Here is a 26,385-nt window from a genome sequence, read left to right on the forward strand (position 1 = left end):
CCTTGCGATTTACAGCCCGTTACGCGCCTTGAACTCGCGACGACGGCGGTGCAGTACCGGCTCGGTATAACCGTTCGGCTGCTTGCCACCTTCGATCACCAGCTCCACAGCCGCCTGGAACGCGACGTTATCGTCGAAGTTCGGCGCCATCGGGCGGTAGAGGGCGTCGCTGGCGTTCTGCTGGTCAACCACCACCGCCATGCGCTTGAGGCTTTCCAGCACCTGCGCCTCGCTGACCACGCCATGGCGCAGCCAGTTGGCCAGCAACTGGGCCGAGATGCGCAGGGTGGCGCGGTCTTCCATCAGGCCGACGTTGTTGATGTCCGGCACTTTCGAGCAACCCACGCCCTGATCGATCCAGCGCACCACGTAACCGAGGATGCCTTGGGCGTTGTTGTCCAGCTCGTTGCGGATCTCTTCGTCCGACCAGTTGGTGTCGGCAGCCAGCGGGATAGCCAGGATGTCGTCGACCGACGCCGGGGTGCGCGTAGCCAGCTCTCGCTGACGTGCCTGCACATCGACCTTGTGGTAGTGCAGGGCATGCAGGGTCGCGGCAGTCGGCGAAGGTACCCAGGCGGTGTTGGCGCCGGCCAGCGGGTGAGCGATCTTCTGCTCGAGCATGGCGGCCATCAGGTCGGGCATGGCCCACATGCCTTTGCCGATCTGCGCACGGCCTTGCAGGCCGGTGGCCAGGCCGACGTCGACGTTGTTGTTCTCGTAAGCGCCGATCCACTTCTCGTTCTTCATGGCGCCTTTGCGCACCACAGCGCCGGCTTCCATGGAGGTGTGGATTTCGTCACCGGTGCGGTCGAGGAAGCCGGTGTTGATGAACGCTACGCGCTCGGCGGCTGCCTTGATGCAGGACTTGAGGTTGACCGTGGTGCGGCGCTCCTCGTCCATGATGCCGACCTTGACGGTGTTGCGCGGCATGCCCAGCAGGTCTTCGACCTGGCTGAAGATTTCGGCGGCAAAGGCCACTTCTTCAGGGCCGTGCATCTTCGGCTTGACGATGTACACGCTGCCGGTGCGGGTGTTCTTGCGGCTGGTGTTGCCGTTGAGGTTGTGCAGGGCGATCAGGTTGGTGAACAGCCCGTCCTGGATACCTTCCGGGATTTCGTTGCCCTGGGCATCGAGGACCGCCGGGTTGGTCATCAGGTGACCCACGTTGCGCACGAACAACAGCGAACGACCGTGCAGGGTGACGCTGCCACCGTTAGGCGCGGCGTACTCGCGGTCTGGGTTCATGGTGCGGGTGAAGGTCTTGCCACCCTTGTTGACGCTTTCGGCCAGGTCGCCTTTCATCAGGCCCAGCCAGTTGCGGTAGACGATGACCTTGTCATCGGCGTCTACAGCCGCAACCGAGTCTTCGCAGTCCATGATGGTGGTCAGTGCCGATTCCATCAGGATGTCTTTGACGCCGGCGGCATCGGTGCTGCCGACCGGGGTGCTGGCATCGACCTGGATTTCGAAGTGCAGGCCGTTGTGCTTGAGCAGCACGGCGGTCGGCGCGGCGGCGTCACCGACGAAACCGATCAGTTGTGCGTCGTCACGCAGGCCGCTGTTGCTGCCACCCTTGAGGGCGACCACCAGCTTGCCGCCCTGGATGCTGTAGGCGGTGGAGTCGACATGCGAGCCCGCAGCCAGTGGCGCGGCTTCGTCGAGGAAGGCGCGAGCGAAGGCGATGACCTTGTCGCCACGCGCTTTGTTATAACCCTGGCCTTTCTCGGCGCCGCCTTCATCGCTGATGGCATCGGTGCCATACAGGGCGTCGTAGAGCGAGCCCCAGCGGGCGTTGGCGGCGTTCAGGGCGAAACGGGCGTTCATCACCGGCACGACCAGCTGCGGGCCGGCCATGCGGGCGATTTCTTCGTCCACGTTTTGTGTGGTGGCCTGGAAATCGTCGGCTTGTGGCAGCAGATAGCCGATTTCCTGGAGGAAGCTTTTGTAGGCTACGGCGTCATGGGCCTGGCCTTTGCGTGCCTGGTGCCAGGCGTCGATCTTGGCTTGCAGCTCGTCGCGCTTGGCGAGCAGGGCTTTGTTCTTTGGAGCGAGGTCATTGATGATCTTCTCTGCACCTGCCCAGAACTGCTCGGCGACGATGCCGGTACCTGGGATGGCTTCGTTGTTCACGAAGTCGTACAGGACCTTGGCGACCTGAAGGCCACCGACTTGAACGTATCCAGTCATTGCTTGCCTCACTCTGCTCAGCTATTTCGCTCTTCTGTATTAAGCCTGTAGCGCTTCTCTAAACACGGCACCAGTGCGTGCCCTGGGTGAATGAACCCTAGGGCGGCTGGGTGCGGCCTGCCAGACGGGCTGGCGGGCAGTGTGCGTATTTTCACAGGCGCCTTGGCAGACATCCAAACGACGTTTTGTAGTCCGCGCCACGGGATACTACATGAAGCAGTAGGCGGGGCAAAATCAGACTAAAAGCGTCGTTGTGCGACCCGTTGGTCGCGTATGGTCACGCTGGGAGTGGGTATGTTCGCAAAAAACAGGTGGATTGTTCCAGATAAATCTTGAAACAGTACACGATTCGTTATGTCGATTGCCCTGCGGCAGGTTGCCGCGCCTTGCCTATACTCAATCGATCCCCCGGTTTATCGCCGCCCAGCGCGGTTCGACGCAGAGGAAGGGCTTGTGGATCATCTTGTACTCACTGTGATTGCCCCTGACAAGGCCGGGCAGGTCGAACGCATTGCCCAATGCATCGCCGACCACAGCGGCAACTGGCTGGAAAGCCGCATGTCACGCATGGCCGGGCAGTTTGCCGGCATCTTGCGGGTGGCGGTGCCGGCAGAAAATTACACAGAGCTGGTGGCGTCGTTGCAGGGCTTGGCGCGGTATGACATTCGCGTGTTGATTGCCGAGAGCGGCATCGAGCCCTCGTGCACCTGGAAGCCGATCGCCATGGAGCTGGTGGGCAATGACCGGCCGGGGATCGTGCGTGATATCACCCGGCTGCTGGCCGAGCTTGGGGTGAACCTGGAGCGCTTTACCACCGAAGTGCGGCCTGCACCGATGAGCAGCGAGCCGCTGTTTCATGCCAATGCGTTGTTGGCGCTGCCGTTGACGTTGTCGCTGGATGAGCTGCGGCAGCGGTTGGAGAGTTTGGCGGATGATTTGATGGTGGAGTTGGAGTTGCGGGCGGAGGATTGATTTGGGATTGCCGGGGTCCGCTTTGCGGCCCATTCGCAGCACAAGGCTGCTCCTACAGAGGTTGCGTGGCGAATGGGCCGCGAAGCGGACCCCAGGGTTATCCCCCATTTCACAGGTACGGCCCTGTGGATAACCTGGGGGCGTACCTCTCCAGCCCAGGTAACACAAGCCTTGCAAGCTTTTGATCAAAAAACACCCAAATATCAGCGGCTTGTGCACAAAGCACGGGGACGAGGGTGTGGATAACCTCTGGAGATGTCTCTGCAAGCCACGGCTGGCGTACCTTGCAGAGTTTTGATCATTTTTTGATCAGGCGCGTTTGCGCAAATTCAACCAGGCATCGACGCTATAGATCGCCAAACCCGCCCAGATGAACATGAACGCCACCAGCGTGCTCGACGACAAATGCTCGTCAAACAGCAACACTGCCTGCAGCAATACCAGCGTCGGCGCCAGGTACTGCAGGAAGCCCAAGGTGGTATACGGCAGGTGGCGTGCGGCGGCGTTGAAGCACACCAGCGGCACCAGGGTCACTGGCCCTGCCGCCATCAACCACAACGCTTCACTGCTGGTGTAGAACGCGCCCTGTGCGCTCAGGGCAGCGGGGTGCAGCAACATCCAGCCAAGGGCCAGCGGCACCAACATCCAGGTTTCCACTACCAGGCCCGGAAGCGCTGCCACCGGCGCCTGTTTGCGGATCAACCCATAGAAGCCGAAGCTCAGCGCCAGCACCAGCGACACCCAGGGCAGGCTGCCCACTTGCCACACCTGCTGGGCCACCCCCACGGCCGCCATGGCCACCGCCAGCCATTGCAGGCGGCGCAGGCGCTCGCCGAGGATGAGCATGCCCAGCAACACGTTGATCAGCGGGTTGATGTAGTAGCCCAGGCTGGCTTCGAGCATGCGGCCGTTGTTCACCGACCACACATACGTCAGCCAGTTACCCGCGATCAGCGCGCCGCTCAGGGCGAGGATGGCCAGCCTGCGCGGGTTGTCGCGCAGTTCACGCCACCAGCCTGGGTGCTTCCAGACCAGTAGCAGCAGCGAACCGAACAACGCCGACCAGAGCACCCGGTGGACGATGATCTCCACGGCGGGGACGCTCTGGATGGCCTTGAAGTAAAGGGGGAACAGACCCCAGATGATATAGGCGCTGAGGCCCAGGATGTACCCGCGTTGCGGGTTTGCGGCGTGCATGCAGAATCCTTGCTTAGGTAGCTAAATAAAGCGACGCCTATTGTAGACAGAGCTCAGCACACATCTAGAACAATTTCAGCGGTTGTTCATCGAGGGCCGCCATCTGCTCGCGCAGTGCGAGAATCTGGTCGCCCCAGTAGCGCGGCTGGCCAAACCAGGGGAAGCTGCGCGGGAAGGCCGGGTCGTCCCAGCGGCGGGCCAGCCAGGCGCTGTGGTGCAATTGGCGCAAGGCTCGCAAGGGCTCGATCAGGGGCAACTCGCGTGGGTCGAAGTCGTGGAACTCGTTGTAGCCGTCGATCAGCTCTGCCAGTTGGCCGAGGCGTTCCTCGCGGCTGCCGGCGAGCATCATCCACAGGTCTTGCACCGCTGGGCCCATGCGGCAGTCGTCGAGGTCGACGACGTGATAGACCTCGTCGCGATGCATCAGGTTGCCGGGATGCAGGTCGCCGTGCAGGCGCATCACTTTGTGCGGGGTGCGCGCGTAGATGTCCTCGACCCGTTTCAGCAGGTCGCGGGCGACGGACTCGAAAGCAGGTAGCAATTCCCGCGGTACGAAGTTGCCCTCAAGCAGGGTTTGCAGTGACGCGTGGCCAAAGTTGTCCACCGCCAATGCTTCGCGGTGCTCAAACGGGCGTGTCGCGGCTACGGCGTGCAGGCGGCCGAGCAACTGGCCGAGGCGATACAGCTGGTCGAGGTTGCCAGGCTCAGGGGCATGGCCACCGCGGCGGGGGAACAGGGTGAAGCGAAAACCCTGGTGCTCGAACAGCGTGCGGCCGTCATGTTGCAGAGGCGCGACCACCGGCACTTCACAATCGGCAAGCTCAGCGGTGAAGCGGTGCTCTTCGAGGATGGCCTCATCGCTCCAGCGGCCTGGGCGGTAGAACTTGGCGATCAGCGGCTGCGAGTCTTCGATGCCCACCTGATAGACGCGGTTCTCGTAGCTGTTCAGGGCCAGGATCCGGGCGTCGCTGAGAAAGCCGATGCTTTCAACGGCGTCCAGGACCAGGTCGGGGGTGAGGGTGTCGAAGGGGTGGGACATGAAAGCTCCGCAGGGGGAATGGGGCATAGCGCCCGCATTGTAATGACGCTCTGAGCGTCCAGCCTCCCTCAATCGGTTCGCAGGCGCAAGCAATCAAGCGCCGCCCACTTGCCGAGTACCTAGCATTTCTACCAGTACCCACAAAAGGGATGCTGGTTTACCGTCCTGCTCATCGCTCTCGCATATCGGCAGTTGCGCACGAACGGTTCAGAGATCCCGGATTCGGCTGGTCATATTGGCCACTGGAGCACCGGGGCGGTTGTCACCTGCGCATGTGCGCGGGGTGGCTTCGACAAGGAGACGATTCATGCGCCGTCTTGCTGCGTTCGGTCTTGCTGCACTGCTGACAAGCCTGTTGGGATACATGAGCCTCGCACCTTCGCAGGAGCGCACGAAAACACGACAGGCAACGCCTGAACAATGCCAAGCGCCTGCCTATGAAAAGCCCGCTGCTGGCGAAACTCCCTACAGCCAGGACAGTTTGGTGACCAATGTTGGCAGGGCCTTCCAATGCAAAAACGACAGAGAAGGTACTGTCGGTGCCTGGCAGTGGTGTAATCAGCCACCTTACTCCCCCGGTGAAGCATTCAACGGTAGCGAGCTCTGGCGCGATGCGTGGAACGACCTTGGTGCTTGTAGTGCTCAGCCCCAGACCAACACACTGGAACTGTCATTCAGCACAGTGACGGGCAAGGTACCGTTCACGGCATCGATGAAAGGGGTCGGGCCGGCAGGGCGGCGCAACCTCGAGGTCAGTGGCGTGCTGCGCTGCAAAAAAGAGACGATTCCGTTCTCCGGGCGTTCCGATGAAGTGCTGACCTTGCCTGACCTCCCTGCCTGCAAGTACGACCTGATCATGAACGAAGCGCAGGGTTACCTGCCGCTGACCACGCCTACCCAGGTCGAATTCAAACCTGACACGCCAGAGAAGATCAGCTTCGAGGTCAAGTTTCGCCAGCCACTGGACCTGGGCAGGCTAGTGACGCTGCCAGGTGTGAAGGTGGAGCTGTTTGCCAGCGGCCTGTATCAACCGCGGCAGATGGCGATGGGCAACCGGGTGCTTTACGTCGGCTCCAGTGCCATCCCCGTCTACACCTATGAAGCGCGCACGGCAGGGTTCATCTATGCGATCCCGCTGGACGAGGCCGGTAAGCCAACAGGGGTGTATCTGCTGGCCTCAGGGCTGGAAGAGCCGCATGGCGTGGTGTACCGCGATGGCGACCTGTATTTCTCGACCTCCGGCAAGTTGTATCGGGTGCGCAATGTCGATGAGCACTACCGTGATGCTAAGCCTGAAGTGGTGATGAACTTCCCCGCCGACGACACCGCCTTCCCGCTTGCCCGGCCTGGTCAGCGTATCTGGCACCAGAAGCATCCTTTGCACTTCAACCCGATCGATCCATCGGACAAGGGCCTTTATACCGCCGTCGGTATCCCCTGCAATACCTGCATCATTCCGCCAGATGGGCGTTACGGCACAGTCCTGCGCTATGACATCGAAAACGCCACCTCCCGGGTGCTGGCCAAAGGCGTGCGCAATGCGGTCGGCTTCACCTGGCACCCAGACGGCAAGATCTGGTTCACCGATAATAACCGGCAGGGCTACCTGAACTCCGACGAAGTCAACTTGATCAGCCAGGAAGGGCAGCATTTCGGCGTGCCGTATTTCTACGGCCGCGATGTGCCTGGGTTTACCCAGGAGGAATACCAGGAGCCAGGCTCCATCGTGCCGCCATTGGCCGATGGGGCGATCGTTTCGGACAAGCCATTGCACCTGCTCAAGCCTGAAGATTATCAGGCGCCCGCCTATGAACTGGGCAGCAACACCGCACCGCTCGCCATCGAGTTCTGGAAAGGGTTCTACAACGATGACGCCAATCTCCAACGCCTGCTGGTGGCCGTGCATGGGACGGGGACCAAAGCCAGCCCAGGCATGGAACTGCGCATGCTCACGGTCAAGGACGGACGTGAGGTTATCAACCAGATCCCGCTGGTAACGGGCTGGGGAGGCTCGACAGAGCACTTCAATGTGTATTGCCTGGACGACTCGTGCCTTGGCCGCCCAGCCGACATGTTGCCGTTGAGCGACAACTCGCTGTTGGTGTCTGACGACTTGGCCGGGGTGATCTATCGCATCACCTTCGACATGGGGCAAGTGGTAGGCAAGAGCCTGCTCAAACTGCAACCCACTACGGCGCCAAGCCCCGAGGTTCGGCCACTGATGATCAGTGGCACGCTCAAGGGCAGCGATGGACGCAGCCGGCGTTTCGATGTCGCCTGGGGTGAGTCGCCACTGAGCATCAAGGGGCTGGCTGCCGGCACGTATACGGTCACGCTGGACAACGTCGGTGAGTTGATACCCAGCCAGCGCCAGCAACAGGTGACGCTGAGCGACTCGCCGGACGCGCAGGTCGTGCAACTCGCCTACATCGAACGGCCACCGTTCCAACCCGTCAAGGCCACCGTGGTTGCACCGGACAAGCCTGCATTCAGTGGCGAGGCGCCGGCGCAGTGGGAAGTCACCCTGATCAGCGACGGCGAGGCGCAGGTCATCAAGGTGCCATGGGGCAGATCCCAGGACGTGCTGCTGCCAGTCGGCGAGCACAAATTCAACTTCCCGTACTACCAGGGCGAACTGCCAGAGCCGACCCAACAGGTCGTGAACATCGATGAAGAAAGCCGGGATGCAGTAAAGGTTGAGATGCGCTACCAGCACGTGGCCGAACTCGGCAAACAGGTTGTGGCGACCACCTGTGCGAGGTGCCATACCGTGCAGTACTTCGAGGACGCCAACAAGGCTATCAACTGGAGCCTGGCGGGCAAGGAAGCCCTGGTTCAGCAGATTCTTGGCATGAGCGTGAGCGGGCATTGCGATGCGTCTTGCTCGGGGCAGATTGCCGACTACTTCTACGACGAACTGTGGGCCGGCTATCTGGACCCTGGGCAAGCATTCGGCAAGCGGCAACTGCGCCTGCTGACCCGTGACGAGTATGTGAACAGCGTGCACGACCTGTTTGCCGTGCAAGTGCAGGCCGATACGTTGCCGGCCGACAAGTTTGATAAAGAGTTCAAATACGTCGGGGAGGCAGATCTGGGGATGATCAACGCCGAAGACCTGAAGACGCTGTATGACGTGGCGTGGAATGTGGCAGGCAAGGTCGAACCGCAATGGCTGGCTCAGCAGAGCGTCGAAAGCCTCGGCCATCGCGTCTTCCGACGGCCGCTGAGCCGGGCTGAGTTGAGCCGGTATGAGGCCGTGAAGGCTGACCATGATGATGCCTCGCTGGTCGCAGCATTACTGTTGTCACCTCACTTCCTGTATCGCTCCGAATTGGGCGTAACAGATGGCCGGACATCCGGTACCTATCAGTTGACCGCCAACGAACGAGCGACAGCGCTTTCTTACGCAATGCTGGGTACCACGCCGAGTGAAGAACTCATGCGCAAAGCCGAACAAGGCCAGCTCGAGACGCCCGAGCAGATGGGTGCGCTGGCTCAGCAGATGTTGATGAGCGAACAGGGGATCACACAGTTCAACCGCTTCATCAGCTACTACATCAAAACCAGCCGCGACATCCAGGAAAAGCCCGGGCTGGCGCCTGAGGTTATCCAGAGCATGCGGCAGGAGCAGGCACGCCTGGTGGGTGAGGTGCTCAAGAGCGGCGGGGCATTCAATGCACTGTTCAACCCTGGGTATACCTACCTCAATCAAAGGCTGGCAGAACACTACGGTATTGCCGGGGTGTCCGGGGGCGATATGCGCAAGGTTACGGTCGATGAGCGAAGGGGGGGGCTGTTGCACCTGGGTGCTACCCAGGCGGCCACTTCTGACTACCAGGCAACATCACTGGTCAAGCGCGGCATCATGATCCGTGAGCAACTGCTGTGCCGGGAGTTCGGTGCGCCGGTCGATGCCGACCCGCAAGAGCCGCAGTATCCGCCAAGGGCGATCACAACCCGCGAGCGTTGGGACCTGGTCAACGGTGAGCAAGCCTCGGAGGGCCGTTGCTGGCAGTGCCACAAGTACATGAACGACACCGGATCCAGCATGGAAAACTACGATGCTTCCGGGCGCTACCGGGAAACTGAGCCGGCTTACAACCATGCGCAGTTCCCGGTGCCGGTGAACATTGATGCCGCAGGGCCGTTCATCAGCAACACGGGCCTGGAGACTTGGGCAAATGTTCACAATGTGCGCGATATCGCTCGGCTGCTGCCCGCAAATCTCACGGCGCAAACCTGCATGGCCGACAGCTATTTCCGCTTCATGTTCGGCAACAAGGTTTCTGCTGGGTCGGTTGGCACGTTGAAGTCTGCCGCCGAATCGCTCAAGACCAACGGTTCGTTGATCCAGATGATTCGCGAGCTGGCTACCTCACCTGTGTTCCTCAAGCGCCAAGAGGAGAATTGACATGGACATCCTGAAGAGCCGCCGGCGTTTCCTGATGCAATTGGCTGCGGCGGGTACGCTGTTGCCGCTTAGCAGCAGTGGGTTTGCTCAATTTCTGCTGCAGGGGGAACGGCAGGTGCCCCGTCTGAAAGTGGTGTTCTTCATCGTGCCGGACGGCTTGGCAGTTGACTCGTACAGCGGCGGCTACGGCGACGGCCTGTGGTTTCCGCGTGCGGTAAGTGATGACAGCACTAACTTCGAGTTAAACGCAGTCAGTCAGGAGTTGGCAGCTTACCGCGACCAGTCACTGTACTTGCAGGGCATCATCGTAGCCTCGGGGCAGGGCGGTCATGGTGCCTGGAACTACGCATTGCGTGATAACAAGGGGCAAATGAGTTCCATAGACAAGATTTTGGGAGATGCGATGCCTGGCACTCAGCCAACCCATCGCAGCCTGTTTGCTGGCCCGCATGCGGGCATCGACAACACGCCTTGGTATGTGTCTTGGGATGGGGACAAGATCAGGGCGCCTCAGCAGAACCCCGTGCGTCTTTACGAGTCGGTGTTTGGTGCGACCTCCCGCGCGGTGCGCGATAGCCAGTCACGCAACGCCCACGTTTTTGACCCGATTAGGGCCGATATCGCAGAACTCAGAGGGCGCGTGGCAGGCGCCCAGCGAGAAAAGCTGGTGACTCATCTGGATGCGTTAGAGCAGGTCGCCAAGGATCTGGAAGGGGCGATACCCTCAGTTTGTGAACCGTTGTCGCTGGAAGATCACCCGATCAGTTCGGCGCAGTTCCGCAATGAAGTTCAGGCCGGCCATCACAAGGTAGTGGCCGCGGCCTTGGGTTGCGGTGTGACCCGTGTTGCGACGGTGCAGGTTGGGCGTTCTGCCGAGTCGCTGAATATTCTTGATGTCAGCGCCAGCACCAACCCCCATGACTGCGCTCACCGTTATGCTGGCGAGGAAGTCTGGAGAGGGTCCAGGCAGTGGTATGTACGACAGGTGAAACTGTTCATGGATGAGCTGGCTCGCTACAGCGATCCTGATGTGCCAGGCGACAGTCTGCTCAAACATACCTTGGTGGTCTTCACCAGCGAAATGGCCGACGGCGCGCCAGAGCACATGATGAACATGCCCATGGTACTCATGGGTGGCGCCAGTGGCCTTCTGCGCAATGGCAGCGGAAATGGCCGCTATTTCAGTATCAAGAGCCAGTGGGATCGGGAATTGCACTCGGATGCAAAACTCAGGTTTGTCGACATGCAACGCATCTGGTCAACGATCGCGCTGGCCGCCGGGACCTCGGTTCCTTATGCCGGCAACGTGTCGCCGGTGACTGGCATCTTCACCAACGTAACCTGACCTAGACCGGTACCCCCAGCAGGACGAAGGACGGGTGAAACTGCACCCTGGCCTCGTCACCCGCCTTCAGGCCCTGCTGGGCCAGCCACGCTGTTTGGGCGAGTGCACACAGCGTCTGGCCATTGCCCAGTGCCATGCGCAATTCACTGCTGCCCCCTTCCTCAGCCAGGACTTCCTCGATACAAGCCGTCAGGCAGTTACTGCCTGGCTCCGGCTCATCATCAGCCCCCAGCAGTTGAACCCATCCGGCCTTGAGCAACGCCACTACCATGCGGCCCAAGCTCAGCTCCAAACGCTCGGTACTGCCGCGGGTGATCAAGGCTTCTATCTCCAGCCCGCCGCCCAGTGCAAGGCTGACGCGGTCATGGCGCCCCTCCCTGCGCAACGCGCTGACCTGGCCTTGCAGTTGGTTGCGCGCGCTGGTGCGCAACATCAAACGCCCGAGTAGGTCGAGGTCGCTGGAGTCCTCGGCAGCTTCCAGGATCTGTACCTGCAGCGCCTGCAGCCGTTGATAAAGGCGCAGCACCCGCTCGCCTTCGGCCGACAGGCGTGCGCCACCGCCGCCACGCCCGCCGGTGCTGCGCTCGACCAGCGGCTGGCTGGCCAGGTTGTTGAGCTCATCGATGGCGTCCCAGGCGGCTTTGTAGCTGATGCCGGCAGCCTTGGCGGCGCGGGTGATCGAGCCTTGCTCGGCGATGTGCTGGAGCAAGGCAATGCGTTGCGGGCGGCGGGCGATGTGCTGGGTGAGGAGAGCGGGCAGGGACATGATGGCGCCTATCTGAGACTGACCCGTCAAGCTTGCCCCGGTTTTGCCGTGCGTGCCAGGCAATACACATCGACCCGTCGCGCACCTGCTTCTCGCAGCAGCGTGGCAATGGCCTGTGCGGTGGCCCCGGTGGTCAGCACGTCATCGACCACGGCCACATGCAGGCCCTTGAATGCGCCCGCTTCAATCAGGGCAAAGGCCCGCTGCAGATTGCGCCGACGCGCCTTGGCATCCAGGCTTTGCTGCGCGGGTGTGTCGCGTGTGCGCTGCAGCAAACGCTCATTGAAGTTGATTGCCAGGCTCATCGACAGCCAGCGCGCCAACATGCCGGCCTGGTTGAAGCCGCGCTCACGCTGTCGACGCCTGGCCAGTGGTACGGGTAACAGCAGGTCAGGCCTGGCCAAGCCTTCCGCGTAGCGATGCTGCAGGCCGTGGCTCAACATTTCGGCCATTAAACGCCCCAGCGGCCATTGGCGGTTGTGCTTGAAACGGCTGATCAGCGTGTCGACCGGAAACCCGTAATGCCACAGCGCGACGACGTGCTCGAACGCCGGCGCACGGCGGCAACACTGGGCGCAAGTGAGGTTGGCCATCGGCAACGGCAGGGCGCAGCGCAGGCAATGGTCCGTCAGCCAAGGCAGCTCCTGCTCGCAGGCTATACACAACGGGTACGCCTGTTCAGCAGGCGCGTCGCACAGCAAACAGCTATGGTTAATATTTGCACACTTGTAAACCATTGCTTTCAGTCTGAGTTGACAGTTCATAGGCCTTCCGTGACTATGCGAGCTATCCGTGATGCGCTGGCGGGCTTTCCTGTCCCGGCGCCAGTTACAGCCTAAACAAGGAAACGCCGATGAGCGCCAGCACAACTGCAACAACACGTCACGACTGGACCTTGGCCGAGGTCAAGGCGCTGTTCCAGCAACCGTTCAATGACCTGCTGTTCCAGGCGCAGACCGTGCACCGCGCGCACTTCGACCCGAACCGTGTTCAGGTTTCGACCCTGCTGTCGATCAAGACCGGCGCCTGCCCAGAAGATTGCAAATATTGTCCGCAGTCCGGCCACTACAACACCGGGCTGGAAAAACAAAAGCTGATGGAAGTGCAGAAGGTGCTGGAAGAAGCCGCCCGCGCCAAAGCCATCGGCTCGACCCGCTTCTGCATGGGCGCGGCGTGGAAGCATCCGTCGGCCAAGGACATGCCCTACGTGCTGGAAATGGTCAAAGGGGTGAAGGCCATGGGCCTGGAAACCTGCATGACCCTCGGCAAGCTCGACCAGGACCAGACCCAGGCCCTGGCCCAGGCCGGCCTCGACTACTACAACCACAACCTCGACACCTCGCCGGAGTTCTACGGCAGCATCATCACCACCCGCACCTACAGCGAGCGCCTGCAGACCCTGGCCTATGTGCGCGATGCCGGGATGAAGATCTGCTCTGGTGGCATCCTCGGCATGGGCGAGTCGCTGGACGACCGCGCCGGCCTGCTGATCCAGTTGGCCAACCTGCCGGAGCACCCAGAGTCGGTGCCGATCAACATGCTGGTCAAGGTCGCCGGAACGCCGCTGGCCGAGGAAGAAGATGTCGACCCGTTCGATTTCATCCGCATGCTGGCGGTGGCCCGCCTGCTGATGCCCAAGTCGCATGTGCGCCTGTCGGCCGGCCGTGAGCAGATGAACGAACAGATGCAGGCACTGGCCTTCATGGCTGGCGCCAACTCGATCTTCTATGGCGAAAAACTGCTGACCACCGCCAACCCGCAGGCTGATAAAGACATGCAGCTGTTCGCCCGCCTCGGCATCAAGCCTGAGGCCCGCGAAGAGCATGCCGATGAAGTGCACCAGGCGGCCATCGAGCAGGCGCTGGTCGAACAGCGCAGCAGCGAGATGTTCTACAACGCAGCATCGGCCTGAGATGGCCTTTGACCTGGCGGCGCGCCTGGCCGAACGGCGCGCCGCAGACCTGTATCGGCAACGGCCCCTGCTGGAGAGCCCGCAAGGGCCTGAGGTGGTGGTCGATGGCCAGCCGCTGTTGGCGTTTTGCAGCAACGATTACCTGGGCCTTGCCAACCACCCCGAGGTGATTGCTGCCTGGCAGGCCGGCGCCGAACAGTGGGGTGTCGGTGGCGGGGCGTCGCACCTGGTGGTTGGCCACAGCACGCCGCACCATCAGGTTGAGGAGGCCCTGGCAGAACTCACCGGGCGCCCGCGCGCGCTGTTGTTCTCCACCGGCTACATGGCCAACCTGGGTGCAATCACCGCGCTGGTGGGGCAGGGCGACACGGTGTTGCAGGACCGCCTTAACCACGCGTCCTTGCTCGACGGCGGGCTGCTGAGCGGCGCCCGTTTCAACCGCTATTTGCACAACGACCCGGCCAGCCTGGAAAGCCGCTTGGACAAGGCCGTCGGCAATACCCTGGTGGTAACCGACGGGGTGTTCAGCATGGATGGCGACCTTGCCGATTTGCCGGCGTTGGCCAAGGTTGCCCGCGCCCGCGGCGCCTGGCTGATGGTCGATGATGCCCATGGCCTGGGCACGTTGGGTGCGCAAGGTGGCGGTATCGTCGAGCACTTCGGCCTGGGCATCGATGATGTGCCTGTGCTGATCGGCACGCTGGGCAAGGCCTGCGGTACGGCGGGTGCCTTTGTCGCCGGCAGCGAAGCGTTGATCGAAGCGCTGGTGCAGTTTGCCCGGCCCTATATCTACACCACTAGCCAACCCCCGGCGCTGGCCTGCGCGACACTCAAGAGCCTGGAGCTGCTGCGCCGCGAAACCTGGCGCCGTGAGCACCTGGCTGCGTTGATTCGCCAGTTCCGCCTAGGTGCCGAACAGATCGGCCTGCAGCTGATGGACAGCCCGACGCCGATCCAGCCGATCCTGATTGGCGACAGCGCACAAGCGCTGCGCCTTTCGCAGATGTTGCGCGAACGTGGCTTGCTGGTGACGGCCATCCGCCCGCCCACCGTGCCTGCCGGCAGTGCACGCTTGCGGGTTACCTTGAGCGCCGCGCACAGCGATGCGCAGGTGCAGCTATTGTTGAATGCATTGGCCGAGTGTTATCCACAGCTGGAGGCCGCCGATGCGTAACCGACTGATCCTTCTCCCCGGATGGGGCCTGGGTACTGCTGCGCTGGAGCCGTTGGCGGCCAGCCTGCGCGCCCAGGATGCCCGCCTGCAGGTCGAACTGATGCCCCTACCGGAGCTGGCCGACGCCGATGTACAGGCGTGGGTCGACCACCTTGACCGCAAGTTGCCCAGTGATACCTGGCTGGGCGGTTGGTCGCTGGGCGGCATGCTCGCCAGCGAACTTGCGCGCAAGCGCGGCGACCACTGTTGCGGACTGCTGACTTTGGCCAGCAATCCAAGCTTCGTGGCCCGTGCCGATTGGCCCCACGGCATGGCCGATGACACCTTCGGGACCTTCCTTGATGGGTGCCGCAGCCATACCTCCGTAACCCTCAAGCGTTTCCGCAGCTTGTGCAGCGACGGCGCCCAACAGCCTCGTACCCTGCTGCGCCAGCTGGGCGTCGGTGTGCCGGATACCGACCCGCTGTACCTCGCCACCGGGCTGGAAGTACTGGCCCAGCTGGATACCCGCGAGGCACTGCAGGCCTATGGCGGTCCGCAACTGCACTTGTTTGCCGGCAGCGACGCACTGGTGCCGGCGGAAGCTGCCAAGGCCCTGAGCGAACTGTTGCCAGACGTGGAAGTGGGCCTGGTGGAAGAGAGTTCCCACGCGTTCTTGCTGGAGTACCCACAGGAGCTGGCGGCGGGTATCAAGAGTTTTCTGCATGAGAGTGGCGATGACTGACCTTTCCCGTCCGACCCTGCCCGGCGCGCTGCCGGACAAGCGCCAGGTGGCGGCCTCGTTTTCCCGCGCGGCGGCCAGCTACGACAGCGTCGCGGCGTTGCAGCGCGACGTCGGCCTGAACCTGTTGGGCCAGTTGCCAGAGGGCTTGGCACCGTCGCGCTGGCTGGACCTGGGCAGCGGCACCGGCCACTTCAGCCGGGTGCTGGCCGAGCGCTTCGCGCAGGCCAGTGGCGTGGCGGTGGATATCGCCGAAGGCATGCTGCGCCATGCCCGCAACGAACAGCGCGGCGCGCAGTACCACGTGGCCGGCGATGCCGAGCGCTTGCCGCTGCGCGATGCCAGCGTCGATTTGGTGTTCTCCAGCCTGGCGGTGCAGTGGTGCGGGCAGTTCGCCAGTGTGCTGGACGAGGCGCGCCGGGTGTTACGCCCAGGCGGGGTGCTGGCCTTCAGCAGCCTGTGCGTCGGCACGCTCGATGAGCTGCGTGCCAGCTGGCAGGCTGTGGATGGCCTGGTGCATGTCAACCGCTTCCGCCGCTTTGACGATTATCAGCGCCTGTGCGCGGGCAGTGGCTTCGAGCAGGTAGCGCTGCAGCAGCGCGCGCACGTGCTGCACTACCCCGATGTACGCAGCCTGACCCACGAGCTGAAGGCGCTTGGTGCGCACAATATCAACCCGGGCCGGCCTTCGGGCCTCACCGGCCGTGCCCGCATGCAGGGCTTGTTGCAGGCGTACGAGGCGTTTCGCCAGCCTCAGGGGCTGCCCGCCACTTACCAAGTGGTCTATGGTGTGTTGCGCAAGCCACAGGCGTAAGGGGAGTCAGATGAGCCAGGCCTATTTCATTGCCGGTACCGATACCGATGTCGGCAAGACCACGATTGCTGCCGGCCTGCTGCATGCAGCGCGGTTGCAGGGCATGAGCACATTGGGCGCCAAGCCGGTGGCGTCGGGTTGCACGGTAACCGCAAAGGGGCTGCGCAACAGCGACGCACAGGCGCTGATCGATGAAAGTACGATCAAATTGCCGTACGAACAGGTCAACCCATTCGCCTTCGAGCCTGCGATTGCGCCGCATGTCGCCGCACGCGAGGCCGGCGTCACGCTGGGTGTACCCGAGCTGCTGGCGGCGATGCGCAACGTGCTGCAGCAAAACGCCGACTTCACGTTGATCGAAGGCGCCGGTGGCTGGCGTGTGCCGCTGTCGGGCCAGGCCAACCTGTCTGACTTGGCCATTGCCCTGCAACTGCCAGTGATCCTGGTGGTTGGGGTGCGCCTGGGCTGTATCAGCCATGCCTTGCTCAGCGCCGAAGCGATTGCCCGCGATGGGCTGCAACTGGCGGGCTGGGTGGCGAATATCATCGAACCGCGGACATCGCGCCTGGAAGAAAACCTGGCCAGCCTCGCCGAGCGCTTGCCGGCGCCTTGCCTGGGGCGGGTACCGAAGTTGAAGCTGGCGAGTGCCGATATGGTGGCTGAGCATTTGCAGCTGGATTTGCTGGATTAACGGCCGCTGCCTATCGACTGGCACTGGGCCATTAACGATTTAAACGGGCCTTTTCTGCCATCTGCTGCTTTAATGAGGCCTGTTCGTCATCCAGCGTCAATGGAGTCCTGACATGGAAATCACCGGCAGCTCCGCCTATTACGCGGGCCTTAGCGCAATCCAAAGCGGCCAGAACCGCGTCGATCAAGCCGCCAGCCAGATCGCCAACAATACCGCCGAACGCACCGCCACCAGCCAGTCGAGCGACTTCCAGGCTGAGCGTCTGCGCGCTGTTGATCGCAGCCAGCAGATGGACTTGGCCACCAGTACCGTGCAACTGGCACTGGGCAAACATGAAGTGGAGCTTGGCGCGAAAGTCGTCAAGGCATCCGACGAAATGCTCGGCCGGATCATCGACACCTACGCCTGATCCCTCGCGGCACTCAACTTAGCGACTCTTCCTTTGTGGGCGCGGGCTTCCCTTGCGCCTCATTGCGCCCCTGCGCGCCCTCTGTAGGAGCAGCCTTGTGCTGCGAAGAGGCCGCTAAACACCCTGGGATGTTCGTTTTTATCGCTGGCCTCTTCGCAGCACAAGGCTGCTCCTACAAGGGGTTGTGTTGATTTCATGTGTGGGGTGGCGTAAACGCCATTTTTCGTGGCGTAAATGGCACTATCGTCCCTCCTTGACATCCGCGCGCGCTAAACGTAAGTTTCAAACAACTGTTTGATCGACGGCCGCCAAGCCTTGCCGGCAGTTCCGATCACCCCCGAACTCATCACAGAGGTTCATCGCAATGCCTGACTACAAAGCCCCCTTGCGTGATATCCGTTTCGTTCGCGATGAACTGCTCGGCTACGAAGCGCATTATCAGAGCCTGCCGGGTTGCCAGGACGCCACGCCCGACATGGTCGACGCGATCCTCGAAGAAGGCGCGAAGTTCTGTGAGCAGGTACTGGCCCCGCTGAACCGCGTTGGCGATCAGGAAGGCTGCACCTGGAGCGAGTCGGGTGTGAAGACGCCGACCGGTTTCAAAGCGGCCTACGAGCAATTCGTCGAAGGTGGCTGGCCGAGCCTGGCCCACGACGTGGCCCACGGCGGCCAAGGCCTGCCAGAGTCGCTGGGCCTGGCCCTGAGCGAGATGGTCGGTGAGTCGAACTGGTCGTGGGGCATGTACCCAGGCCTGTCCCATGGCGCGATGAACACCATTTCCGAGCACGGCACCGAAGAGCAACAGCACACCTACCTGACCAAGCTGGTCAGCGGCGAGTGGACTGGCACCATGTGCCTGACCGAGCCGCATTGCGGTACCGACCTGGGCATGCTGCGCACCAAGGCCGAGCCACAGGCCGACGGTTCGTACAAAGTGTCCGGTACCAAGATCTTCATCTCCGCCGGTGAGCACGACATGGCCGATAACATCGTCCATATCGTCCTGGCCCGCCTGCCCGATGCACCGGCCGGCACCAAAGGCATCTCGCTGTTCATCGTGCCCAAGTTCCTGCCCAACGCCGAAGGCGCTATCGGTGAGCGCAACGCGGTGACCTGTGGCTCGATCGAGCACAAGATGGGCATCCACGGTAACGCCACCTGCGTGATGAACTTCGACGGCGCTACCGGCTACCTGATCGGCCCGGCCAACAAAGGCCTGAACTGCATGTTCACCTTCATGAACACTGCTCGCCTGGGCACCGCGCTGCAAGGCCTGGCCCACGCCGAAGTGGCGTTCCAGGGTGGCCTGAAATACGCCCGTGAGCGCCTGCAGATGCGTTCGCTGACCGGCCCTAAAGCCCCTGAAAAGGCGGCTGACCCGATCATCGTCCACCCGGACGTGCGCCGCATGCTGCTGACCATGAAGGCCTTCGCCGAAGGCAACCGCGCCATGGTCTACTTCACCGCCAAGCAGGTGGATATCGTCAAGTACAGCCAGGACGAGGAAGAGCGCAAAAAAGCCGACGCCCTGCTGGCCTTCATGACCCCGATTGCCAAGGCCTTCATGACCGAAGTCGGTTTCGAGGCTGCCAACCACGGCGTGCAGATCTACGGTGGCCATGGCTTCATCGCCGAGTGGGGCATGGAGCAGAACGTGCGCGACAGCCGTATCTCCATGCTGTACGAAGGCACCACCGGTATCCAGGCGCTGGACCTGCTCGGCCGTAAAGTGCTGATGACCCAAGGCGAAGCGCTGAAGGGCTTTACCAAGATCGTGCACAAGTTCTGCCAGGCGCAAGAAGGCAACGAGGCGGTCAAAGAGTTCGTTGAGCCGTTGGCGGCCATCAACAAGGAATGGGGCGAGCTGACCATGAAAGTGGGTATGGCCGCCATGAAGGATCGCGAAGAAGTGGGTGCCGCTTCGGTCGATTACCTGATGTATTCCGGTTACGCCTGCCTGGCTTACTTCTGGGCCGACATCGCTCGCCTGGCTGCCGAGAAGCTGGCTGCCGGTACTGAAGAAGTGGCGTTCTACACCGCCAAGCTGCAGACCGCGCGCTTCTACTTCCAGCGCATCCTGCCGCGTACCCGCACCCATGTGGCGACAATGCTGTCGGGTGCTGGGAACCTGATGGCGATGGACGAAGAGCACTTCGGCCTCTCTTACTGATCCACCGCGTGCACAAAAACCCGCCTGCCCTCACCGGCAGGCGGGTTTTTTTATTCTGCAGCCAGATGCCTGTGTAGGAGCAGCCCTGTGCTGCGAAGAGGCCATAACGGCCACAGAAAATCGTTTGCCATACCGGCCTCTTCGCAGCACAAGGCTGCTCCTACACAGGGGCGGCATCAGACTGTATTCAACTGTTCACGCGCGCTGCCGATGAAATAAGGGCACAATGCCACTATTGATCTGCCGGGTTGGAGATTACCCTTGTTTCGTCTTGATGCTGTACGCGTAACCCACTTCCTGCCTTCGCTGTTTCTCTTGCTGGCAGGCCTTGCGGCGGCTTACGTAAGAGACCTCAGTGTCTTTTTCACATCGCTGTTCAATGTCTTGCCCACCTTGGTCCTGCTATTGGGCGGTGCCTACTGCGCCGTCTACCGACGCCAGCGTGAGCTGTTTCTGATGGTCACGGTGTACATCGCCTACTTCCTGCTCGACACCCAGACAGACTTTTACCGCGACAACGGCCACGTGCGTGCGGACGCCGCGGTCATCTTCCACTTGGTGTGCCTGCTGCTGCCAGCCCTGTTCGGGCTGTATGGCGCCTGGCAGGAGCGCACCCACCTGCTGCAGGACCTGGTCGCCCGCTTCGCAGTGTTGTTCGCTGTTGCGAGCGTTGCGGTGGCACTGGAGCAAAGCTACCCCGACGCGCTGCTGGCCTGGCTGGCAGAGATCCGCTGGCCGGCCTTGCATGGCCAGTGGATGAGCCTGATCCAGATGGTCTACCCGCTGTTCCTCGGCGTGTTCATCCTGCTGGTGGTGCAGTACCTGCGTGCGCCCAGGCCGTTGCATGCGGCGCAGGTCATTGGCCTGATCGGCCTGTTCTGGATGCTGCCGCAGACGTTCATCCTGCCGTTTACCCTGAACATCATGTGCAGCCAGGTGATGTTGATGATTGCCGCGGCCGTGGCGCACGAGGCCTATCAGATGGCCTTCCGCGACGAGCTGACTGGCCTGCCGGGGCGCCGTGCTTTGAACGAGCGCATGCAGCGGCTGGGGCGCAACTATGTGATCGCCATGACCGACGTCGACCACTTCAAGAAATTCAACGATACCCACGGCCACGATGTCGGCGACCAAGTGTTGCGCCTGGTTGCCAGCCGGTTGTCCAAGGTCACTGGTGGCGGCCGCGCCTACCGTTATGGTGGCGAGGAATTCGCCCTGGTCTTTGCGGGCAAGACGGCTGAAGAATGCGTGCCGCATGTGGAAGCTGTGCGCGGGGTGATTGCTAACTATGCGATGCAGCTGCGCGACCAGAACAGCCGACCGCAGGACGACTCGGCTGGGCGACAGCGCCGTGCTGGCAGCGGCGCGGGTACGGTGTCGGTGACCATCAGCATCGGTGTGGCCGAGCGCCAGGCCGATCATCGCAACCCGGAGGCGGTGCTCAAGTCGGCCGACCAGGCGCTGTACAGCGCCAAAGAGGCCGGGCGCAATTGTGTCATGGTGCATGGGCAACAATCGCAACGTGGGGCGGTCCGCATGGTGTGACCAAATAAGACCATACGGTCAGCTGATGACCCTATGTCTCGTAAAAGTTGTTCGGTTACACTGCCTGCAACCCAGTGTCGCGGTTCCCCGAGACCGCCCCGACCCTACTAGTGAGAGGTTGTCATGGCCGACTATAAAGCGCCCCTGCGCGACATGCGCTTCGTTTTGAATGAAGTCTTCAACGTGACCGAGCAATGGGCGCAGTTGCCCGCGCTGGCCGAAGTGGTGGATGCCGAGACCGCCCTCGCTGTGCTGGAAGAGGCCGGCAAGGTGACGGCCAGGACCATCGCCCCACTCAGCCGCGCCGCCGACGAAGAGGGCTGCCACTGGGACAACGGCGCGGTCAGCACGCCGGCCGGCTTCATCGAGGCCTACAACACCTACGCCGAAGGTGGCTGGGTGGGCGTTGGTGGCGATCCCTTGTTCGGCGGCATGGGCATGCCCAAGGTTATCTCGGCCCAGGTCGAGGAAATGGTCAACGCGTCGAGCCTGGCCTTCGGCCTGTACCCGATGCTGACTGCCGGTGCCTGCCTGTCGATCAATGCCCACGCCAGTGAAGCGCTCAAGCAACAGTACCTGCCCAACATGTATGCCGGGGTCTGGGCTGGCTCCATGTGCCTGACCGAGCCCCATGCCGGCACCGACCTGGGCATCATCCGCACCAAGGCCGAACCCCAGGCCGACGGCAGCTACAAGGTCAGTGGCACCAAGATCTTCATCACCGGTGGTGAGCACGACCTGACCGAGAACATCATCCACCTGGTGCTGGCCAAGCTGCCGGACGCGCCCGCCGGGCCGAAAGGCATTTCGTTGTTCCTGGTGCCCAAGTTCCTGGTTAACGAAGACGGTAGCCTGGGCGCGCGCAACCCGGCCACTTGCGGCTCGATCGAACACAAAATGGGCATTCAAGCCTCCGCCACTTGTGTGATGAACTTCGACGAAGCGGTCGGTTACCTGGTCGGTGAGCCCAACAAGGGCTTGGCGGCCATGTTCACCATGATGAACTACGAGCGCCTGGGCGTCGGCATTCAGGGCCTGGCATCGGCTGAGCGTTCCTACCAGAACGCCGTTGAGTACGCCCGTGACCGCCTGCAGAGCCGTGCCCCGACCGGCCCACACGCCAAGGACAAGGTTGCCGACCCGATCATCGTGCACCCTGATGTGCGGCGCATGCTGCTAACCATGAAAGCCTTGATCGAAGGCGGGCGCGCCTTCTCGAGCTACGTGGCGCTGCAACTCGACAGTGCCAAGTACAGCGAAGACGCCACCACGCGCAAGCGCAGTGAAGAGCTGGTGGCCTTGTTGACGCCGGTGGCCAAGGCCTTCCTGACCGACCTGGGCCTGGAGTGCACGGTGCACGGCCAGCAGGTGTTTGGCGGGCATGGTTACATTCGTGAGTGGGGCCAGGAGCAACTGGTGCGTGATGTGCGGATTACGCAGATCTACGAAGGCACCAACGGCATCCAGGCCCTCGACCTGATGGGTCGCAAGGTGGTTGCCAGTGGTGGCGCGTACTACAAGCTCTTCTCGGACGAGATCCGCCGCTTCATCGCCGGTGCCGACAGCGCGCTGGACGAGTTCGCCAAGCCGCTGGGCGCGTACCTCGACCAGCTGGACGGGCTGACCGAGTGGGTGCTGGAGCAGGCCAAGGGCAACCCCAATGAAATTGGTGCGGCCTCGGTCGAGTACCTGCATGCCTTTGGTTATGTGGCGTATGGCTACATGTGGGCGCTGATGGCGCGTGCGGCGCAGGCGGGTGAGGGGGATGAGGCGTTCTACTCGGGCAAGCTGGGTACGGCGCGGTTCTACTTTGCACGGTTGCTGCCACGGGTAGATTCGCTGGTGGCGTCGGTGAAGGCGGGGAGTGAGTCGCTGTACCTGCTGGACGCTGAGCAGTTTTGATAGATTGTGGGGCCGCTTTGCGGCCCCCAGTATTGGCATGTCTGGGAATGAATCACCTTTGTAAGCTTTTTCCTACACGACGTGGTGACTTTTCACCACTGTTCTCAGATTGGATCCACAGGTAATCTTTACCACATGGACGTTGCGCAGGAAGCGCAAAGGACAGATCAAGGAAGACGACGAAGGACCACCTGCCAGGATGGCAGGGCGATACGGATGTCACAGGGAAACAGTCTGGAAAACCCCGCTTCGGCGGGGTTTTCTTTGTGCGCGTTTTTTTGTCAGCCCAGCACATCCAGAGGCGAGCCTCCCAGCTGGCGCGCGTCTGTCTCTTCTTCCAGTAACGTACGCAGCAGCTCCACCGAGGCTTGCTGGCGCTGCGCATCGCGGAACACCAGCCCGACCTTGAGCGGCACCCGCGGCTCGCTCAATGGCTTCCACAGCAGCCCCTGGTCATCCTCGGCCGCGTCCTTGGCCCGCCCCGGCAAGATGGTAGCCAGCGCCGTATGGGCCAGGCTGTCGAGAATCCCCGCCATGTTGTTCATCTCTGCCTGCACCTGCGGCCGACGGCCCTGGCTGGCCAGTTGCGCCTGCCAGATCTGTCGAATCTGAAACTCTTCGCCCAGCATCAGCATGGGCAGTTCAGCGGCCTGGCGGATCGACACCTTCTTGAAGTCCTTCAAGGGATGGGTGTCGGGGATGACCAACTGCAGTTCATCTTCGTACAGCAACAGGCCATGCAGCCCGGGTTGGCGCGGTGGCAGGTAACTGATGCCGATGTCCAGGCTGCCATTGAGCAGGCGCCGTTCGATTTCCAGCCCCGACAGCTCGTAGATTTGCACCACAAGGTGCGGCTGGGCCTTGCGCAAGCGTTCGAGCAACTGCGGCACCAGGCTGGGCCGCACGGTCTGCAGCACGCCGATGGCCAGGGTACGCAAAGACTGGCCCTTGAAGTTGCGCATGGCCTCCTGGGCCCGTTGCAGGCCGTCGAGCAACGGCAAGGCATGGTTGTACAGCGTGTGGGCGGCCAAGGTCGGCAGCAGGCGCTTGTTGCTGCGCTCGAACAGGCTCAGGTCGAGGCTGTGCTCCAGTTGGCGGATTTGCTGGGAAAGCGCGGGTTGGGACAAAGACAGGCGCTCGGCGGCGCGGCCGACATGGCCTTCTTCGTACACCGCGACGAAATAACGCAGTTGGCGGAAATCCATAAGTAACACTTATCGAAAATGCTGGAAAAACGAAATGGTCGAAACCCGTCGTGGCGCCTAGTCTATCGCCGTATTCCAGTGGGTTACAGCGGTCATCGGGCCGGATTGTTACCCCGGATGAAAAACACTTTTGATAGGCAAGGCTGAATATCAAGTGCCGGCATCAAGACCGCACATTGGCCGCCCTTTACCGTGATTGGTTGGAGCCCTGATGAACCTGTTCAACCTGCGTCGCTCGGCTGCCGCCGCCGTCGCCGAGCCCGAGCGTGCGCCGGTGACCGTGGCGGATGCGCCGCAGTTGTCCCGTGAGCGCCTGATGCCGAGTACCGAACGTGCCCCGCAGGTTTTCGTGCGCGGCCAGGGCTCGTGGTTGTGGGACAGCGAAGGCCATGCCTTCCTCGACTTCACCCAGGGCGGCGCAGTGAACAGCCTTGGCCACAGCCCCAGCGTATTGGTCAAGGCGCTGGGTAATCAGGCCCAGGCGCTGATCAACCCGGGTTCGGGGTTTCACAGCCGCGGCCGGCTGGCGCTGGTCAACCGCCTGTGCCAGAGCACCGGCAGCGACCAGGCCTACCTTCTGAACAGCGGCGCCGAAGCGTGCGAAGGGGCGATCAAGCTGGCGCGCAAATGGGGCCAGCTGCACCGCAACGGCGCCTATCACATCATCACCGCCAGCCAGGCTTGCCACGGCCGCAGCCTGGGCGCGCTGTCAGCCTCCGACCCGCTGCCGTGCAATCGCTGCGAGCCTGGGCTGCCGGGCTTCAGCAAGGTGCCTTTCAATGATCTGGCGGCACTGCATGCGGAAGTGAACTCGCGCACCGTGGCGATCATGCTTGAGCCGATCCAGGGCGAGGCGGGCGTTATTCCCGCCACACAGGCGTACCTCAAAGGCGTCGAAACGCTGTGCCGCGAGCTGGGCATCCTGCTGATTCTGGATGAAGTCCAGACCGGTATCGGCCGGTGTGGTGCGCTGCTCGCCGAGCAGACTTACGGGGTACGTGCCGACATCATCACCCTGGGCAAGGGCTTGGGCGGTGGGGTACCGCTGGCCGCCTTGCTGGCACGCGGCACCGCTTGCTGCGCCGAGCCGGGTGAGCTGGAAGGCAGCCACCATGGCAACGCGCTGATGAGCGCGGCAGGCCTGGCAGTGCTGGACACCGTGCTGGAGCCTGGTTTTTTCGAGCATGTGCAGGACAGCGGCCGTCACCTGCGCGAAGGCCTGAGCCGCCTGGCTGGCCGTTATGGCCAGGGCGAGGTGCGTGGCCAGGGGCTGCTGTGGGCCCTGCAACTGCACGAAGGCGTCGCCCAGGACCTGGTAACGGCCGCCCTGCATGAAGGCCTGCTGCTCAATGCACCGCAGGCGGATGTGGTGCGTTTCTCGCCGGCGCTTACCGTGAGCAAGGGCAACATCGACGAAATGCTCCTGCGCCTGGCCCGCGCCTTTGCCCGCCTGCATGCACAGCAGCAAGCCCGCCGCGAAATGCCGGCGTAACCGAATTCAACGAACCGTCTGGCGTTCCTGCGCATCGCCCCTGGCCTGTTTCATTTGGCCCGGGGCGTTTTTTTTGGGGTGCTTGTCGCTGGATCTTCTGCGCCTGGGAGATCGAGCGCCGCCCGCGCGGCGCTTCGCAGCACAAGGCTGCTCCTACATTTGTTTCGGGCCAATTATTCCTGGGACATGGGCGCGCGGCCCCTGTGGCGTCCACCTCGATATCGTGTGGAACACACAAGGCGGTCGCGCGCGCTGGTACAGGCGTGACTGGCCGGAAACAGATGTGGGAGCAGCCTTGTGCTGCGAAGCGCCGCGCGGGCGGCGCTCGATTTGCGCACCACCTCAAAAACCAAGACAAGCACTTGGCAGCCGTCACCCTACCTTTACCTTTTTACCTGGCGCCCAACGTGGAACCTCTACGACGCGCGGCTAG

General features: G+C 62.3%; 19 protein-coding genes. 13 read left to right on the top strand and 6 right to left on the bottom strand.

The window, feature by feature from the left end; translation table 11 throughout:
• Positions 1–9 precede the first annotated feature (9 nt).
• Positions 10–2,187, bottom strand: coding sequence for a malate synthase G (locus tag GIB19_RS15955; protein WP_027594341.1), 2,178 nt, complete (start codon positions 2,185–2,187; stop codon positions 10–12).
• 453 nt (positions 2,188–2,640) lie between these two features.
• Between GIB19_RS15955 and GIB19_RS15960 the strand changes: the two genes are divergently transcribed.
• Positions 2,641–3,159, top strand: a complete 519-nt coding sequence (locus tag GIB19_RS15960) for a glycine cleavage system protein R (RefSeq protein WP_027594342.1) — start codon at positions 2,641–2,643, stop codon at positions 3,157–3,159.
• 309 nt (positions 3,160–3,468) lie between these two features.
• Here the strand turns inward: GIB19_RS15960 and rarD are convergent, their stop codons facing one another.
• Positions 3,469–4,356, bottom strand: a complete 888-nt coding sequence (gene rarD, locus GIB19_RS15965; protein ID WP_085274054.1) for an EamA family transporter RarD — start codon at positions 4,354–4,356, stop codon at positions 3,469–3,471.
• 64 nt (positions 4,357–4,420) lie between these two features.
• Positions 4,421–5,395 (bottom strand): serine/threonine protein kinase, encoded by a 975-nt coding sequence (locus GIB19_RS15970; RefSeq protein WP_027594344.1) that lies wholly within the window; start codon positions 5,393–5,395, stop codon positions 4,421–4,423.
• A gap of 712 nt (positions 5,396–6,107) precedes the next feature.
• Between GIB19_RS15970 and GIB19_RS15975 the strand changes: the two genes are divergently transcribed.
• Complete coding sequence (locus GIB19_RS15975) at positions 6,108–9,806, top strand: DUF1588 domain-containing protein (protein WP_274887183.1); 3,699 nt, start codon at positions 6,108–6,110, stop codon at positions 9,804–9,806.
• Between the two features lies 1 nt (position 9,807).
• Positions 9,808–11,151, top strand: coding sequence for a DUF1552 domain-containing protein (locus GIB19_RS15980; protein ID WP_099428149.1), 1,344 nt, complete (start codon positions 9,808–9,810; stop codon positions 11,149–11,151).
• Between the two features lies 1 nt (position 11,152).
• Here the strand turns inward: GIB19_RS15980 and GIB19_RS15985 are convergent, their stop codons facing one another.
• A complete protein-coding gene (locus GIB19_RS15985; protein ID WP_274887185.1) occupies positions 11,153–11,917 on the bottom strand; it encodes a TOBE domain-containing protein in 765 nt (254 codons plus the stop codon).
• A 26-nt stretch (positions 11,918–11,943) separates the two neighbouring features.
• Positions 11,944–12,681 carry a ComF family protein gene (locus tag GIB19_RS15990; protein ID WP_274887187.1) on the bottom strand — a complete coding sequence of 246 codons (738 nt, stop codon included), beginning with the start codon at positions 12,679–12,681 and terminating at the stop codon, positions 11,944–11,946.
• Between the two features lie 89 nt (positions 12,682–12,770).
• Here GIB19_RS15990 and bioB point away from each other — a divergent pair, with 89 nt between their 5' ends.
• From bioB to GIB19_RS16035, 9 genes are all read left to right on the top strand, one after another.
• Entirely contained in the window at positions 12,771–13,829 is a 1,059-nt protein-coding gene (bioB, locus tag GIB19_RS15995; RefSeq protein WP_027594348.1) for a biotin synthase BioB, read from the top strand.
• A gap of 1 nt (position 13,830) precedes the next feature.
• Complete coding sequence (bioF, locus tag GIB19_RS16000) at positions 13,831–15,003, top strand: 8-amino-7-oxononanoate synthase (protein ID WP_274887188.1); 1,173 nt, start codon at positions 13,831–13,833, stop codon at positions 15,001–15,003.
• Positions 14,996–15,727 (top strand): alpha/beta fold hydrolase, encoded by a 732-nt coding sequence (locus GIB19_RS16005; protein ID WP_099428153.1) that lies wholly within the window; start codon positions 14,996–14,998, stop codon positions 15,725–15,727. The genes bioF and GIB19_RS16005 overlap by 8 nt, the downstream gene beginning before the upstream one ends.
• Positions 15,720–16,538: a malonyl-ACP O-methyltransferase BioC gene (bioC, locus tag GIB19_RS16010; RefSeq protein WP_085274059.1), complete on the top strand. Its 819-nt coding sequence runs from the start codon at positions 15,720–15,722 to the stop codon at positions 16,536–16,538. Before GIB19_RS16005 ends, bioC begins: the two co-directional genes overlap by 8 nt.
• A 10-nt stretch (positions 16,539–16,548) precedes the next feature.
• Positions 16,549–17,229, top strand: coding sequence for a dethiobiotin synthase (gene bioD / locus GIB19_RS16015; RefSeq protein WP_027594352.1), 681 nt, complete (start codon positions 16,549–16,551; stop codon positions 17,227–17,229).
• 112 nt (positions 17,230–17,341) lie between these two features.
• Positions 17,342–17,638: a pyrroloquinoline quinone biosynthesis protein PqqE gene (locus GIB19_RS16020; RefSeq protein WP_099428155.1), complete on the top strand. Its 297-nt coding sequence runs from the start codon at positions 17,342–17,344 to the stop codon at positions 17,636–17,638.
• Between the two features lie 364 nt (positions 17,639–18,002).
• Complete coding sequence (locus tag GIB19_RS16025) at positions 18,003–19,808, top strand: phenylacyl-CoA dehydrogenase (protein WP_027594354.1); 1,806 nt, start codon at positions 18,003–18,005, stop codon at positions 19,806–19,808.
• 261 nt (positions 19,809–20,069) lie between these two features.
• Positions 20,070–21,353, top strand: coding sequence for a GGDEF domain-containing protein (locus GIB19_RS16030; RefSeq protein WP_274887191.1), 1,284 nt, complete (start codon positions 20,070–20,072; stop codon positions 21,351–21,353).
• 123 nt (positions 21,354–21,476) lie between these two features.
• Positions 21,477–23,255 (top strand): acyl-CoA dehydrogenase C-terminal domain-containing protein, encoded by a 1,779-nt coding sequence (locus tag GIB19_RS16035; RefSeq protein ID WP_085274060.1) that lies wholly within the window; start codon positions 21,477–21,479, stop codon positions 23,253–23,255.
• A gap of 281 nt (positions 23,256–23,536) precedes the next feature.
• Here the strand turns inward: GIB19_RS16035 and GIB19_RS16040 are convergent, their stop codons facing one another.
• Positions 23,537–24,460, bottom strand: coding sequence for a LysR family transcriptional regulator (locus tag GIB19_RS16040; protein ID WP_085274061.1), 924 nt, complete (start codon positions 24,458–24,460; stop codon positions 23,537–23,539).
• Positions 24,461–24,671: 211 nt separating this feature from the next.
• Here GIB19_RS16040 and GIB19_RS16045 point away from each other — a divergent pair, with 211 nt between their 5' ends.
• Positions 24,672–25,952, top strand: a complete 1,281-nt coding sequence (locus tag GIB19_RS16045; RefSeq protein ID WP_186681328.1) for an aspartate aminotransferase family protein — start codon at positions 24,672–24,674, stop codon at positions 25,950–25,952.
• Positions 25,953–26,385: the final 433 nt, after the last annotated feature.

This window comes from Pseudomonas sp. ITEM 17296, from assembly GCF_028895205.1.
Lineage (GTDB): Bacteria > Pseudomonadota > Gammaproteobacteria > Pseudomonadales > Pseudomonadaceae > Aquipseudomonas > Aquipseudomonas kermanshahensis.